Genomic DNA, 17,524 nt, shown 5'->3' with positions numbered 1-17,524 from the left:
CAAAATATGAATAGAGTAAAAAATAAAATTGCATTAAGGGGGATATTAAGTTTCATTTTTATCGCGTGCCTTGGGTTAAGTTCTTTTGCACAAAAGGCCAACTGGCAGAATCTTGATTTGAAAACGGATACGGTGTTTGGGATCAGCACTGAAAAAGCATATGCAGAATTGTTAAAGGGTAAAAAATCAACTCCTGTTCTGGTAGGCGTTTTAGACGGGGGTGTAGATGTTAATCATGAAGATCTGAAAAGTGTGATATGGTTGAACAAAAAAGAGAAACCTGGTAACGGTAAAGATGACGACAAAAATGGATATGTAGATGATATACATGGATGGAACTTCTTAGGCTCGGCCAAGGGTTCGGTAAATCATGAAGCATTAGAGCTAACCCGTATTTTGCGCAGGGATAAGGACAGGTTTGCCAATGTGACTGCTGCAACGGTAAAACCGGCAGATTCAGCTGATTATACACAATACCTGAGGGCACAGGCAGATTTCGATAAACAAACTGCAGAGGCTAAAAATGCTGTAGAAAATATTGGCGGTCTGAAAAATGTTTTAGATGCAATGGTTAAAAAAATGGGTAAGGAAAAACCAGAGTTGGTTGATTTTCAAAATTATAAAACCGAAACCGATCTGGAAGAACGCTTAAAGAAGATTATGGTTTCACAGTTGCAGCACAGCACTTATGAAAACTTCTATGAGTCTCAGATCGTGAAAGGTCTGGACCACTATAACGACCAGCTGAAATATAATTTGAATCTGGATTTTGATCCAAGACCAGAGCTGGTTGGAGATAATTATGCGGATGATCAGCAAAGGGATTATGGAAATAATGATGTAACTGGCCCGGATGCAAGTCATGGAACCCATGTATCGGGAATTATAGCTGCAGACCGTACCAATAATTTGGGTATCAAAGGTGTTGCCGATAATGTAATGATCATGAGCGTACGCAGCGTACCTGATGGTGATGAACGTGATAAGGATGTTGCAAATGCTATTCGTTATGCAGTAGCAAATGGCGCAAAAGTATTGAATATGAGTTTTGGAAAAGCTTATTCATGGGATAAAAAAGCAGTGGACGAAGCAGTTAAGTATGCGATGTCTAAAGATGTATTGCTGGTTCAGGCGGCGGGTAATGACAATCAAAATATTGATCAGTCGAAAAATTTCCCTAATCGTCAGTACCTTGACGGAGGTGTTGCATCTTCTTATATTGTAGTGGGTGCTTCCGGGCCCACAGACGACAAAACTTTGAAGGCAAGTTTTTCTAATTATGGCAAAACAGCGGTAGATGTATTTGCCCCTGGTGTACAAATTTATTCTACCGTACCGGGATCTAAATATGAAGCTTATGATGGTACCAGTATGGCCTCACCGGTAGTAGTGGGACTGGCGGCACTGATCAGATCATACTATCCAAAATTAACTGCTGTACAGGTCAAAGAGATCATTTTAAAGTCGGTTGTTAAAGTTAATCACAATGTAGATGTGGAACTTGACGAAGAAGGTACAAATTCTAAATCTGTACCTTTTGCTGACCTTTGCGTTACAGGTGGTATTGTAAATGCTTATAATGCATTGAAAATGGCTGCTGAATACAAATAAAAAAGCCTCATCGTAATTTTTATAAAAAAGCAAGCCTTTCCGTAAGAAAGGCTTGCTTTTTTATAAAAATTACTGATATTACCTACCTTAAAAATAACCTGCTGGTACGAATGACTGCTCTCGATGACCTTTTTCAATTCTCTCCTGTTCCCATGTGGGTTTACGATGCTAAAACCTTTAATTTTTTAGCCGTAAATCAAGAAGCTGTCAAGACTTATGGTTACTCCAGACATGAATTTTTAATCATGAGCGCACTGATGCTCCAGCCTGAAGCTGATTACAATAAAGAGCATGTTCAGCATATCAAAAAGAATGGGGAAGTTATCCTGGTAAGCATCAACAGCAATACTATTGAGTACGAAGGCACCTCTGCCGTACTGGTTGCTGCTGCGGATATTACCTCAAGGGTAAAAGCTGAACAGGAAGCTGAAGATCGTTACAATATTATCTCTAAGGCAACCAGCGATACGGTATGGGACTGGGACCTGAAAACTAATAAAATTGTATGGAATAAAGGTATAAAGGGCATATTTGGCTACAAAAATTTGTTAGATAATACCACAACAGACAGTTGGTGGGAGATGAGGGTTCATCCGGATGACAGGGAAAGGATAACCGGAAACATTAAAAAACATGTCCGTGATAAAGTAGAGCGATGGCAGGAAGAATACCGTTTCTGCTGTGCTGACGATTCTTATAAATACGTACAGGACAGAAGATTTATGGTTTTCGATGAAAACGGTATTTCTACACGTATCATTGGCAGTATACAGGATATCTCTAAACGTAAAGAAGAAGAGCAATTATCCAGGCTGCAGGCATCTTTACATTTACAAGAAATTGAAGCACAAAACAAAAAGTTCAAAGAAATTGCCTGGATACAATCACACCTGGTCCGCGCACCTTTAGCCAGGGTAATGGGACTGGTTGATCTGCTGAGAAATTTCGTTCCCGGCGACAATAAGGACGAAATTTTGCTTCACCTGGTCAATTCTGCTAAAGAGCTGGACGCTATCATCATTAATATTGCAGATAAAACTCCTTAAAGCAGGATCAGTACTGATCTATTGTTAAAATAATTGTCTGGAAACCTGATGTTCATCCAATAAACACAGCATCTCATACTTATACTCATTCATCAGATCGTAATTTTCCAGTTCCATATAAATCTTAATCAGCAGGCTAAACATCGGTAAGGCACTCAATACTACTTTGTTTCTTTTGAAAAGGACCAGGCATTCCTGTGCATGGTCAATGGCAATCTCATATTCTTTTCTGTTATAGGCTTGCTGCGCCTGCAGCATCATAATCAGGGATTCGAGATATTTAGTGAGCTGCGAATGATTTGTGCTGACTAAATGACGGGTGATTTTTTCAATCTGATCTGCTTTTTTTCCAGGAAAGACCCTGGAAACAAATATGCCGTGTAAAGCTAATGCATAGAGTGTGAGGTTATTTCTTTTCAGAAATTCTTTTGGGTGATGCGTCACCATACTTTGAATGATCTGGTTGCCAGAACGGCTGTCGCCGGAAAAAGTATTCACCAGGATCATCAGTACAAAGGAAATTCCTGTACTGGCACTCATTGGATGGCTGGAGTGAATATCAAATGGATTTTCTCCATTTTTAAATTGTTCTATCTGCTGAAGCAGTTCTGAATGTACGGGCGGTTTAGCACTAATCTTCGCATACATGATTTCCAGTGCCTGAACTGGGCTGATAATCCATTTATGGTTATCCAGTGTACGTAATTTATCAATAGATTTTTTAATCCCTTCTTTATTCAGTCTGATCACTTCCAAAATACCCAGTATAGAGTGATAAATAAGCAGGTGTTCATCATTTTTTGCAATATCAATCAGGGCAAGTACTGCTTCATTGTAACAGGAATCGATAAAATCAAAATTGAGTAATTTAGAGATGATGATCTCATGGAATTTATCTTCCTCCAGTATCCTGATAATATCTGTATTAAATTTTGATCTGTATTTAATTTCTTCTGCAATGAACAGGATCAGGTAATTGGTTTCAAAGCTGCTCAGATTTAATTTGAAGAAGGCTTTGAGGGAATGGAAATTCCCTGTTTTAATTAAAAACCGGGTTGCCCACTGCAATAGCTGGAACCTGACCTGGTTGTAGTCGTACTCTGTATTGATATAGTTGAAAAAATCTTTATTTACCTGAAGATGAAATTTCTCCAGTATTTCCACAAAGAGAAAGTATTCAAACATATGGGGGTGCAGGAAGCGCACAAACTCTTTTGGATGTGAATTTTCTGATCGTTTTTCCTCCATTAAGATGCCATCCGCAAGTAATTCCATGTAAGCATTTCTGAAAGCCGAAAGTTCTGCGATCAGGGAGTCTTTGGGCACAGAATTGGAGTGCTTACCATAGCCGGTAAGCTGTATGACTTTTTTTAGAAATAGGATTTTTTCTGTGTAATAGTTAGACCGGTATATTTTTTCCTGGATGAACCGGGAAACGAGTTCGTAAAATGTAATATTGGTATAATAATTAAAATCAGGATCTTCTTCTTTCAGCTGATAGTAAAGCTGAATATGGAAGGGAAATTTAAGCTGCGACTTTAGTCGCGGGTTAATCTCTTTTTTATCCAGATAATTGATTCTGGAAATAATGATATCTACTTCTTTTTCGGAAAGGGGAGGAACATTTGACAATTCATGGAGGTTGAAGTAATTTCCAGGGAACCACTTGGATTTCAGAAAAGAGGAATGGCGCATTCGTTCATAAAACCTTGTCCAGGTAGTTGAGCGCATGCTCAGGATCAGTTTTATATTTTTGTAATCTTCCAGTGAACAGATCAGGTTGATGATATTATCAAATAAAAGGGTCTTTTCTTCTTTCCTTAAAACGAGCTCTGCAAAGCCATCTATGATGATGATGAATTTACCTCCATGTATAGACTGAAGGGTATTAATATATTCCAGCGTATTTTCTTTAGGATCTATCTGCAGCTGAATTTTAAGCTGTTCCTCCAGGTTGAAACTATTGACTTCTGAATTGAAAAAATTGTAAGCTTTAATAAATAATACACCCGAATTTTCATAGGTAGCATCAGGTCTGTAAAATAAATTTTCTGTTAAATGACTCAGCAGAATTGTTTTTCCGTAACCGGGCTGTGAAACGAGACTGGTGAAAATATAATCACCATTGTAGAAATCATCAAAGTCGTGCTCTGCGAATTTCCGGCCGATGGTCATTTCATAAGGAATGCCGGAGCGGTTCCTGATGGTTTTCAGCGTAAAATGAGTAATCTTATCGGCCTTTTCTTTTAGTATTTCCCATTCATCAGCCAGCTCATCGGTGTCTGCGCTATCCTCCGGACCGATACCAGCAAAATCAACATATTCAGCAAGAGTGGTTAAAGTGAACGTGGAAAATTTATGTTTAACTACGGCAAAGCCGAATAATCTTTTAATTGTTGTTTCACTTACATTTTTATTTAAATGCCGGCTGATCTCGATCGAAATTCTCTTACAATCTGCAGGGGTAATGAATCTGATGCCACATTTTGACAGAATCAGGCTTTTGAGTTCATTGAGCCGGGTATTGTATTCCATGGTTCGGTAAGTCAGTTGGTAAATAATAGCTAATCGGTGCCGATTTGGAACCAATATACACATATACGTGCTAAGTGAACAGAAAGGTTTCAAATAAAAACATTAAAAATTTTAAGTCTGAATAGGGTAACGCCTTCTATTGGTCACTAAACCCTTATAGCGTATATTTTCTGCAAGAGAAAAAAGAAAGTGAACAAAATGAATGAAATCGGGGCTGATTTCCTTTTGGTGTAATGAATGATTTGAACGCTTAAATAGCTGTCTGCTATACTTAAAATTGCCGTAAATATTGCTGTAAACTCTAACGCGCCCTGTATGAAATGGATTTCTACTCCTAAAGAATTTAAAAACTACCTTTACTTACTTGTTCTCATAACTCTAACGTTATTTAAGCTGCCATCGTATGGTCAGACTAAAAATTATGCTACTGTTACTCCATCTACAGGAGCAATAGCTTACTATAACGTACTTGGAGTTGCTAACCAGCAGGCCACGCCCAATGCGGGTTCGGTAACCAACCCTGGGAATGCCAGCGCCAATCCGTCGGTTAGTCCGGCAGTGCTGTCTGCAAATTATCTCAATGTTCTTGGATTGGTGAGCGCAGAGGGAGAGGCCTACATTGAGTTAAAGTATGCAGCTCCTGTCGCGGCCGGCAAAACTACTTATGTACGTTTTGATCAGCCTACCATTACAGGAATAAGCCTGGACCTGCTAAATACTATTGGGGGCCTTACAGGGCTTTTTAAAAATAACCTGGTAGAAGTTGATGCCTATACAGGGGCTTCAGCAGGTGTGGATGGTACAATGATCCCTGCCGCAAATGTAACTACTACTATAGTAAGGGATGCTGCAGGGCTCAATTACTTTGCCGTAACCTCTTCAAGTGCATATAATGCGGTAAGGGTACGATTGAGGTTCAAAAGCAATCTTTTAGGCCTGGCATTAGGTTCTGCTATTAATATGAATGTGTATACCGCATTTAATGTAAACACAGATAATTGCGGAACTTCTATTTTTACAGATCTTGGTGCATCGTCTAATTTAAATGTTTCATTAACCTCACTGGTTACCAATCCCGAACGTGCGATAGATGGTAATACAGCAACTTTCTCACAGATACAACCCGGACTGATTGGTTTGGGTTCTTCAGTTTCACAAACAATTTATCTGAATGGCCTTTCTGGTGCAGGCGACGTTGCGAAAGTATATCTTTCACAGCCTGGCACAGTATTAAGTGTTAATGTTTTACAAACAGTTACTTTACAGGCATACAATGGAAGTACGCCTGTGGGGGGCGTACAGGCTGCAAGTGGATTGCTCAATTTGCAATTACTCAGCTTAACAAACAATAATCCGGTACCCGTCTTTTTTACTCCCGGGGCACCATTTGACAGGATAAAGATTTCCATTGACAATACACTGTCTGTTGGGGGGAATATTCTTTCCGGTGGATTGAACATAAACGAAGTACAGCGTACAGTAACGGCTCCTATCCTTGCCGGAAAAACAAACGGCGCTTTAAGCATTTGCGGTGGAAGCACGCTTACACTTTCCGCTTTAAGCTCAAATCCGGCTTATACTTATAACTTTTATAAAAAAACAAATAATGTAACTACGCAGGTTGCCGCGGCAACAGCAAGCACCTATACAGAAACAGGGCTGGCTGCCGGTACCTATACCTATTATATATCGGCACAGAAATCTGGCTGTGCGGGTGAATCTGACAGGGACAGTGTGTTAGTCACTGTTAATCCTACCCTTGTATTTGCTGCTACTACATTAACTAATGGCTCAGCAGGTAAAATTTATTCCAAACAAATTACACCGGCAAGCGGCGGTATCCCAGGTTATACTTATGGGCTGGCAGCCGGAAGTGTCCTGCCTGGCGGATTAACTATATCCCCTGCGGGTTTAATCAGCGGAACGCCTTCTGCAGCTGGTACGTTTAATTTCAACCTGACAGCTACTGATAGTTTTGGTTGTATAAAAACTGCCAGTTATACTTTCATTATAACAGCGACCCTGACATTGCCAACGGCCGTTTTACCTATTGGTACAGTAGGGACGGCTTATCCTTCAACATCGCTTCCTGCGCCTACAGGTGGAAGTACACCATATACTTATGCTGCGGTAAATATGCCCGCAGGCTTAGTACTAGATCCGGCTACTGGTCAGATCACGGGAACACCTACAGTTTCAGGAACTTTTGTTGTGCCGGTAACAGTAACCGATGCAGATGGAAACACCGTAACCTCTAATTTCACGATTATCGTTAGAGATCCGCTGGCTTTACCATCCGCTACACTATCGGCAGGAACTACAGGTGTTGTTTATCCAACACAGATTATTCCTTCGGCCACGGGGGGAAGCGGAGTTTATACGTATACCGCAACCAACCTGCCTCCGGGCTTAACCTTTAATCCTGTTACCAGGGAAGTTACAGGGACACCTTCACAATCCGGTACTTTTACTTTTCCTGTAAATGTGAGCGACAGTGAAGGCCGCACGGCTTCTTCAAATTATACCATTGTAGTTAAAGATCCGCTGCTGCTTGGTACTATAACCCTGCCTAATGGTACAGTGGGCGTAAATTATCCTGCGCAAACTATTCCGGCGGCAACAGGAGGCACGGGTCCTTATACCTATGCAGCAACCAATGTTCCCCCGGGTTTAACTTTTGATCCCGTTACCCGGCAGATCAGTGGAACACCTACGCAGTCAGGAACGTTTACGATCTCTGTAACCGTAACTGATAGTAATGGCACTTCTACAACTCTACCTTATACATTAACCGTAAATGGAACGCTGGCACTTGGACAAGCCACTTTACCTGATGGAACAGTAGGTACTGCTTATACTTCACCTGCTTTACCTGGAGTAACAGGGGGAACTAGTCCATACACTTATACAATGGCTAATCTGCCAGCGGGTTTAACTTTTAATCCGGCTACGAGAGTAATCTCAGGAACACCAGCTGTTGGCGGTAGTTTCACTTTAACTATGACCGCAACTGACAGCGGAGGGCTAAGTACCAGTACAGATTATACGCTGAATGTGAATGTAGGTGATCCTGCTGTTGCAGGAATGACCATCTGCAGTGGCAACGCTGCTACCTTAAGTGTGTCAAATCCTGTAAATGGGGTGACTTATAATTTCTATTCTGCTACTGGTAATACGCCATTGTTTACCGGCGCCAATTATACTACGGCAGTATTAACCCAAACTTCTACCTTTTATGTTCAGGCTGTTTCTGGAACTGCTGTTAGTAACCGTGTTGCGGTTACCGTAACGGTAAACCCCTCACCAGATACACCGACCGTAATTACTAATAATGCAACCATCAGCAGTGGACAAACTGCAACCTTACAGGCAACTGCTGCTTCAGGTTCTACTATTGAATGGTATGCCGCAGCAACAGGTGGCGTTGCCTTGACAACCGGTGGCAGCTTCACTACTCCAGCACTGACCGTAAGCACTACCTATTATGCAGCAACAGTTAACACTACAGGTTGCCCTAGTTTAACCAGGGTGCCTGTATTGGTAAATGTGCTGGGCGTTGCAGCTAATCCTAATTGTAATGCCGCTGCAACACAGCAAAGCGGCATTACTGGCCTGTTATGCGTAGGTTGTAGCATACAAAATCCTGGAAATTCTACTGATGCAGATCCTGCTAATTTTACTCAGATCAGGTTAACTGTTGGTGTAGGAGCTACCGGCTTTCAGACTTTAATTTTCCAAAGACCTGGTGCGGCTACAGATAGTATCCGCCTGGATTTGGAAACGCCTACAGGTTTAGCAGACCTCTCTGCTCTCGGCGGTATCACCATCAATATTATGAATGGTAATACAATCGTAGGAAGTTATGCAGTAACCAATTCACTGGTAGGCCTTAGTTTATTATCTGGTAACAGGTTTAAAGCTACGGTTCTGGCAGGTGCTGCCTATGATAGGGTACAGGTAAGCCTTAATCCACTGGTTACGGCTATCAGCAGTTTGAATATTTATGGCGCACAGGTTATTTTACCTAATCCTACACTGCTTTCTAAAAACCAGACCATATGTTCTGGATCTACAGCAAGTTTAAGCGCCACTGCCCAGGGAGGCACAACTTTAACCTGGTATAGCAGTGCAACAGGCGGAAGTGTGCTGGCTACAGGAGGCACCTATACCACGCCTGCACTTACTGCCACCGCTATCTATTTTATCGAAGTAAGCAGCAATGGTTGCGCCAATCCAACGCGTGTTGCAGATACCGTAACTGTTACACCGGTTGTAGCCTTGCCGGTACTAGCTACAGTAGCTCCTGTTTGTTCGGGCTCTGCAGCAGTGCTGACGGTGGATCATCCCGTGGCAGGAATAACTTATAAATGGTATGCTGATGCAGTTGGTGGTACAGCTTTAGCTACCGATCCCGTTTTCACTACACCAGTACTAACGGCCAATGCAACTTATTATTTAGAAGCTTCAAATGGAAATTGTGTCGCTGCCAGTCGTGTAGCAGCAAATATCGTGGTTAATCCACGTCCCGTATTGCCTCAGATCTCTGCGTCTGCCACTACGGTAAACCAGGGACAAACGGTTAGCCTTACAGGAACTTCAACTGATAACAATGTTGTCTTTAATTGGTATACGACTATTGATGGTACTACACCTGTATTTACAGGGCCAACTTATGTAACACCGCCGCTTACGGCAACAACAACTTTTTACCTGGAGGCTGCTTCAACCGTTACAGGATGTACTGCTCCAATGAGAGTGCAGCAAACGATTACCGTAAACGGAAGCGGCAGCCCGGTACCAGTTATATGTGAAACCCCGGTTAGCCAGACTAACGGCATTGCCGGAACACTTTCTATTTTGGCCAGGGTAGATAACCCAACACTAGCGATAGATGGGGATCAGCAAACCGGATCTACCCTTTCAATTCCGGTAGGAATTAATGCTTCTGTATTTCAGAAGGTTAATTTTACAGGTTTATCAAATGTTGGAGATACAGTACGTGTGTTATTAACTTCTCCAAATCAGTTGTTATCTCTTTCAGTACTTTCCGGAGTAATGTTAACTACTTATCAGGGGGCAACAAGTAATAATGATGGCACAGCAGTCAATAATTCGCTCATTAATCTTCAATTATTAAACGGAGGCGCGCAGGCCCTGATCAGTCTGGTTCCAACAGCTCAATTTGACGGACTGGAAGTAAGACTAAATTCAGGAATAGTGGGTGCCTTATCTGCTATCAACTTTAATTATGCAAGAAGAATAACTACCGCTCCGGTTGTGGCAGCAGATTCAGTAACTACCTGTACCAATACTACGGCTACTTTAACGGTGACCAATCCACAGCCCGGAATAACTTACAAATGGTATGACGCAGCGGGAGTATATCAGGGTAACGACGGGGCAACCTTTGTTACGCCTGTGGTTACTGCATCAACGAAATTCTTTGTTGAAGCCAACAGGAACGGATGCGGTGGTTCAAGAACTGTGGTAAAAGTGGGTGTTGTTCCTGCACCTCTGGTTCCTGCACTGCTTTCCCCAACAGAACAAACCTGTCAGAATGCTAACCTCGTGCTGAAAGTACAAAATCCGCAAACGGGAGTTACTTATCAATGGTATAACGGTAGTACCGCTATTACAGGTGCGACCACGTCAACATTAAGCGTTACCAATATACAGGCAAGTGCTGTATATGCTGTTGAAGCAATCAATAGCTGCGGTGCTGTGTCTGCAAGAGCAACCGTTACTGTGACCGTTGGTTCATTAACCGCACCTGTGCTGACACCTTCATCAGTTGCCATTAATTCTGGTGAGCAGACAGTGCTGACTGCAAGCTCATCTACGTCTGATTTAACCTATACCTGGTATAGTGATGCCGCATTAACCAATGTTGTATCTACACCAACAAATGGTATAAACGGAACTTTTGTTACACCAGCATTAAGTGCTACCACTAGCTATTATGTTACGGCACAGAGCAGTGCTGTGAATGGATGTTTATCTCCTGCGGCTACGGTAACGGTTACGGTAACCACGCCACCGGATCAGGGCACCGTTCCTTGTGAGCCGGCTATTAGTCAGTCGATACGTACCGGAGGTACAGTTTCATTATCAACTGTTAGTAATCCAGGATTTGCTGTAGACAACGAGATTGCGACCGGATCTTCTTTATTTATTCCATTTGGCGTAAATAGTTTTGTAGCTCAAAAAGTAAACTTCAACGGCGTGTCGCTGGTAGGGGATATGGTTAAACTGGGGATTTCTTCTCCGGCAGGGCTACTTTCACTGAATGTAGCTTCAAGTATTACGGTAACAACCTATAATGGTACAACCAGCAATAATGATGAAATGCCTATCAGCAGCTCCGGAATTAACCTGGTGTTGCTCCCTGGAGGACAAAGTGCAACTATCCAATTTACACCCGGACAAACATTTGACGGTGTTGAACTTAAACTCAACTCTGGATTGGCTGGGGCATTAACAGGTGTAAACTTTAATTATGCACAGCGAATTTTGCTGGCACCATCTGTATCGTCTGCTGCTGTAACTGTTTGTGCAGGCAGCTCGGCTACTCTTGCTGTATCCAATCCAGCAGCCGGCATTACTTACAACTGGTATCAGGGTACTACCCTGGCGGCCACCGCTGCAAATAGCTTTGCAACGCCAACCACTTTAATAGCCGGCACCTATAATTATTTTGTCTCTGCTAACCGTAACGGCTGTGAAAGTGCAAAAACACCAGTTGTATTAACAGTGACTGCTACTGCTCCTCCGGCTGTTCCGAGTGCAGATAATCCGCTTTCTACTTGTTTAAATACACCGGTCACCCTGCATGTAGACCAGATGACAGATGTTACTTATAACTGGTATGATGCTTTAACCGGTGGAAATCTGCTGGCTGCAAATACTAATGCGCTGACTACACCTGCAGGTTTAGCAGTAGGTACTACTGATTTTTATGTAGAAGCAGTAAACAGCAATTCTTGTGCAAGTCAGGCTCCGAGAACAAAAGTATCGATTACGATTAATCCGGCTGCTACGACCGGCGATCTGTCGGTAGCTGGTGCAGCCGCATCATTCTGTGCGGGATCAAATGTGAGTTTAACTGCCAGCAGTACTACAGTAACCAACCCTGTATTTACCTGGTATGCTGATGCGGCATTAGCCAATCCGGTATTTACCGGGGCAACTTTTAACCTGACTTCAATAACAGCAGGTGCTACGTATTATGTTACAGTACATGGCGATAACAAATGTGAAAATACAGCTGGTAACGCTTTACCGGTTAGTATACAGGTAAATCCTCCGGCAGTAGCTGCTGATATTACAGTTAGTGGTATACCTGCCAGTTTATGTGCCGGAACTGCTGTTACTTTAACTGCCAGCAGTACTACTGTAACTAATCCTGTATTTACCTGGTACAGCGATGCTGCCTTAACCAATGCAGTATTTACAGGTGTTACGTTTGCTACTCCACCTTTAACAGGGAATACAAATTATTATGTAACTGTACAGGGAGCTAACAGATGTCCGAACACACCTGCTAATGCCAAAGTGATTTTACTGAATGTGAACCCTCCGGCTACAGCTGCAGATATCAATGTGAACGGTATACCACCTACGGTATGTTCAGGATCGGGAGTGAGCTTAACAGCCAGCAGTACAACAGTTACTAATCCGGTATTTACATGGTATACGGATGCTGCACTAAGCAACGCTGTTTTTACAGGTGCTGTATTTAATACGCCGGCATTGACTGCAAATACAACCTATTATGTAACGGTACATGGCGATAATAAATGTGAGAATACAGCTGGTAATGCAAGTATTGTTGCCTTAAATATTAATCCTGCGGTGAGCTTCACCGGTGGGGCACTGGCCAATGGAATCGTACCTCTTCCTTATGTTGCACAATTAGGTGCCGCGACAGGAGGTACTCCGGGATATACTTATGTGGTTGCTTCGGGAAATACGGCACCTGCCGGATTGAACTTATCATCAGGAGGCCTGCTGTCAGGAATACCAACTATTGCTGGCAATTATACATTTGCAGTCACTGCATCAGACAGCAAAGGATGTAATGCAACAGCTACTTTCACGGTGAGTATCGGCAGTATAGGTATCATCACCTTACCGCCGGCAACCGTGCCTGATGGAGTTGTGGGTACTGTATATACTACGCAGACCTTACCTGCGGCGGTAGGTGGAACCGGCCCATATACGTATGTGGCTACGGGTGTACTGCCTCCGGGATTAACTTTTGATCCAACAACAAGACAGGTTAGCGGAACACCAACGCTGGGTGGTACATTTACATTCACTGTAACGGTAACCGATGCGAACGGCTTAACCGCTGCAACAAATTATATGATCAACGTTACGGTTCCTGCCCCTGCAGTTGCAGGTGTGGCAACCTGTCCGGGAAGTAGCGCAACCTTAACCGTATCTAATCCGGTAACGGGAGTAACCTATAATTGGTATGCTTCGGCTTCAGGAGGAGCGATCCTTACCAGCGGCACCAGCTTCCAGACCCCGGCGATCATTGCAGCAACTACTTATTATGCAGAAGGAGTTTCGGGAACAGCTTTCAGCAGCAGAACAGCTGCAGCTGTAACACTTAAACCAAATGCAAATGCTGCTGATATTACCGTTTCTGGTGTGCCATCTGTTGTTTGTTCAGGATCAGGTGTGACTTTAACTGCCAGCAGCACTACAGTTACTAACCCGGTATTTACGTGGTATAATGATGCTGCTTTAAGTAATGCCGTATTCACCGGAGTTGTATTTACTATTCCTTCGCTTACTGCAAATGCTACTTATTATGTAACGGTACAGGGTGATAATAAATGTGAAAACATTGCCGGCACGGCGAACATAGTTACGCTAAGTGTAAATCCTGCAATGAGCTTTACCGGTACTACATTAAACAATGCAACAGTATCTACTGCTTATAACGCACAGCTGAATGCTGCAACAGGAGGTACACCAGGTTATACTTATGTAGCTGCTTCTGGCAGTACCCTGCCTGCAGGTTTAACCTTGTCGTCAACAGGTTTACTTTCAGGAACACCAACCGTTGCAGGCAATTATAGCTTTGCAGTAACGGCCACTGATAGTAAAGGCTGTAATGCCACAGCTACATTTACTTTAAATGTGAGCAGCACCGGCGTAATTAGCCTGCCACCCGCTACTTTGCCTGATGGTATTGTAGGTACAGTATATGTAACTCAAACCTTACCAGCAGCGGTTGGCGGAACAGGGCCTTATACTTATGTGGCTACAGGATTGCCTCCGGGCTTAATCTTTGATCCGGTAACCCGTCAGATCAGCGGAACACCAACGCTTGGCGGTACTTTTACTGTAAATGAAACTGTAACCGATGCTAACGGATTAACAACCAGCACAAATTATGTGGTTAACGTTACCGTTCCTGCTCCGGCAGTTGCTGGTGCGGTGACCTGCTCTGGAACTCCTGTAACTTTAACCGTATCAAATCCGGTAGCGGGAGTAACGTACAATTGGTATGCGGCAGCTTCCGGAGGCAACGCCCTCTCTACAGGAACTACCTTCCAGACACCAGTCATCACTGCAAGTACTACTTATTATGCGGAAGGAGTTTCAGGTACGGCAAGCAGTACCCGCACACCGGTTACTGTAACCTTAAAACCTAACGCAACTGCCGCCGATATTACTGTTGCGGGCATTCCGGCCAGTATCTGTTCAGGATCAGGCGTAACGTTAACCGCCAGCAGCAGTACGGTGAATAACCCTATATTTACCTGGTATACTGATCCTGCTTTAACTAATGCAGTATTTACAGGTGCCATTTATACTATCCCCGCGCTAAACGCCAGTACAAATTATTATGTGAGTGTAAGTGGAGATAACAAATGTACAAATGCATCTGGTACAGGTTACAATGTTGTGTTATCTGTCAATCCTGCAATCAGTTATGCTGGTACAGCATTAAATAATGCCAGTACATCCAGTACTTATTCTGCGTCTGTCAATACAGCAACAGGAGGAACACCAGCATATACTTACACACTTGCTTCGGGAAGTACTTTACCAGCTGGTTTGTCTCTATCAGCAGGAGGAATAATTTCTGGAACACCAGGCACAACAGGAAATTATACTTTCTCTGTAACAGCTACAGACAGCAAAGGCTGTAATGCAACGGCTACCTTTACCGTAACCGTTGGCACTGCTCCTAATCCGCTAAACCTGCCGCCGGCTACGTTGCCTGATGGTAGTGTTGGTTCCGTATATGCTACGCAAACATTACCTGCTGCAACTGGAGGAACAGGCCCTTATACTTATATAGCTACAGGACTTCCTCCAGGATTAGCTTTTGATCCTGCAACCCGTCAGATCAGCGGAACACCAACGCTTGGCGGAACCTTTACTGTACAGGAAACAGTTACCGATGCTAATGGTGTAACAGCTACAGCAAGTTATGTGATTAATGTTACTGTTCCGGGACCAGCGGTTGCAGGGGCAACAAGCTGTTCAGGCACTCCTGTTACCTTAACGGTATCAAATCCGGTAGCGGGTGTAACATACAACTGGTATGCTGCGGCTTCTGGCGGAACGGCCCTGGCTACAGGTACCAGCTTCCAAACCCCTGTCATTACAGCAACTACTACTTATTATGCTGAAGGGATTTCAGGTACGGCAGTCAGTACCAGAACACCGGTTACTGTAACCGTAAAACCTAATGCCACGTCGGCTGATATAACTGTTGCGGGTATACCTAACAGCATTTGCTCAGGATCGGGTGTTACCCTCACTGCCGGCAGTACAACTGTTGTTAACCCGGTATTTACCTGGTTTACTGATGCTGCATTAACTAATGCCGTATTTACGGGGGCAGTGTATAACATCCCTGCTTTAACTGCCAGCACAAACTATTATGTGAGCGTAAGCGGTGACAACAAATGTGCAAATGTATCTGGTTCGGGTTACGTTGTTGCCCTGGCCGTGAATCCTGCCCTGAGCTTTACCGGTAACTCTTTAAGTGCTACTATAGGTAGTGCTTATACGGTACAGCTTGATCCTGCAACAGGCGGTACTCCTGGTTATACTTATGGTCTCGCCTCGGGAAGTAGCCTGCCTGCAGATTTAACCTTATCTGCTTCGGGAGTAATTTCAGGAACACCTGCGGTAGCCGGCGTTTATACTTTCTCTGTTATTGCTATAGATAGTAAAGGCTGTTCTGCAACAGGCACCTTCTCTATCAGTATAGGAACAGTAGCTCCGACAGCAATAAGCCTGCCTCCGGCTGTCTTGCCTGATGGGGTGATTGGCTCGGTGTATGTTCCTCAAACACTGCCAGCGGCAGTCGGCGGAACAGGCCCTTTCACTTATGCAGCCAATGGTTTGCCTCCTGGATTAACTTTTGATCCTTCAACAAGGCAGATCAACGGTACACCTACACTTGGCGGTACTTTCCCTGTAACCGTTACGGTAACGGATGCAAATGGTTCAACAGCCACAGGCACTTATGTAATTAACGTTACTGTACCGGCACCGGCAATTGCCAATGCAGCGAGCTGCAGCGGAAGCAGTGCAGTATTAACCGTATCGAACCCTGTAACTGGTGTAACTTATAACTGGTATGCCTCCCCATCAGGGGGAAGTATCCTGTTTAGTGGTACTTCTTTTGAAACTCCGGTAATCAACAGTACTACCGCTTATTATGCTGAAGGAACTTCGGGTACTGCGGTGAGCAGCAGAACCGCTGTAAATGTAGTGATCTCACCTGTTCTGGCAGCTCCGGTAGTGACATCTCCGGCAAGCACCTTTACGAGTATCACCTTTACCTGGGCAGCTGTTCCCGGAGCCAGCAGTTATGAAGTATCTACTGATGGAGGCAACACATGGCAAAACCCTAGTTCAGGTACGTCAGGTACTACCCATCTGGTTTCCGGATTGCAGAAAAATGAAAGTGTAACCCTGATGGTGAGAGCCAAAGGAGCTACTGACTGTCAAACCAGCAGTGCGGGAAGTTTCACCGGAAAAGCTGATAATCATGGCGGTGGTGATGAGGCGGGTAAAGCAGTCTTTATCCCGAACACATTTACCCCTAACGGCGATGGTAACAACGATATCTTCTATGTATACGGAAATTCAATTGCCAGTATGAAAATGAGGATATACGACCAGTGGGGCCATTTAATTTACCAGGCATCACAAATTCAGAACGGATGGGATGGAACCTACAGGGGCACTTTACAGCCAAATGGCGTATATGTTTATGTGATAGACCTGATCATGACAGACGGCACCAAAACATTGAAAAAAGGAACAGTAACACTTTTAAGATAATACCATTA

At 43.5% G+C, this 17,524-nt stretch carries 4 protein-coding genes; 3 read left to right on the top strand and 1 reads right to left on the bottom strand.

From position 1 onward, the window contains the following. Nucleotides 1-6 precede the first annotated feature (6 nt). Nucleotides 7-1,611, top strand: a complete 1,605-nt coding sequence (locus GSQ84_RS16205) for a S8 family peptidase (RefSeq protein ID WP_158798324.1) — start codon at nt 7-9, stop codon at nt 1,609-1,611. Between the two features lie 110 nt (nt 1,612-1,721). Beyond that, a complete protein-coding gene (locus GSQ84_RS16200) occupies nt 1,722-2,657 on the top strand; it encodes a PAS domain S-box protein (protein WP_158798323.1) in 936 nt (311 codons plus the stop codon). A gap of 24 nt (nt 2,658-2,681) precedes the next feature. Here GSQ84_RS16200 and GSQ84_RS16195 read toward each other — a convergent pair whose 3' ends face one another. Continuing rightward, complete coding sequence (locus GSQ84_RS16195; protein ID WP_158798322.1) at nt 2,682-5,192, bottom strand: hypothetical protein; 2,511 nt, start codon at nt 5,190-5,192, stop codon at nt 2,682-2,684. A 315-nt stretch (nt 5,193-5,507) separates the two neighbouring features. Here GSQ84_RS16195 and GSQ84_RS16190 point away from each other — a divergent pair, with 315 nt between their 5' ends. Then, nucleotides 5,508-17,516 carry a putative Ig domain-containing protein gene (locus tag GSQ84_RS16190; RefSeq protein ID WP_158798321.1) on the top strand — a complete coding sequence of 4,003 codons (12,009 nt, stop codon included), beginning with the start codon at nt 5,508-5,510 and terminating at the stop codon, nt 17,514-17,516. Nucleotides 17,517-17,524 lie beyond the last annotated feature (8 nt).

This window comes from Pedobacter sp. L105 (assembly GCF_009765875.1).
In the GTDB taxonomy this organism is placed as follows: Bacteria; Bacteroidota; Bacteroidia; order Sphingobacteriales; family Sphingobacteriaceae; genus Pedobacter.
Note: the sequence above shows the minus strand (reverse complement) of the source record. Positions and strands in the feature narration are given on the sequence as shown.

Excerpts from the sequence above, each read along its gene's own strand:
- GSQ84_RS16205 (WP_158798324.1), top strand. The coding sequence starts at position 7 with ATGAATAGAGTAAAAAATAAAATTGCATTAAGGGGGATATTAAGTTTC.
- GSQ84_RS16200 (WP_158798323.1), top strand. The coding sequence starts at position 1,722 with ATGACTGCTCTCGATGACCTTTTTCAATTCTCTCCTGTTCCCATGTGG.
- GSQ84_RS16195 (WP_158798322.1), bottom strand. The coding sequence starts at position 5,192 with ATGGAATACAATACCCGGCTCAATGAACTCAAAAGCCTGATTCTGTCA.
- GSQ84_RS16190 (WP_158798321.1), top strand. The coding sequence starts at position 5,508 with ATGAAATGGATTTCTACTCCTAAAGAATTTAAAAACTACCTTTACTTA.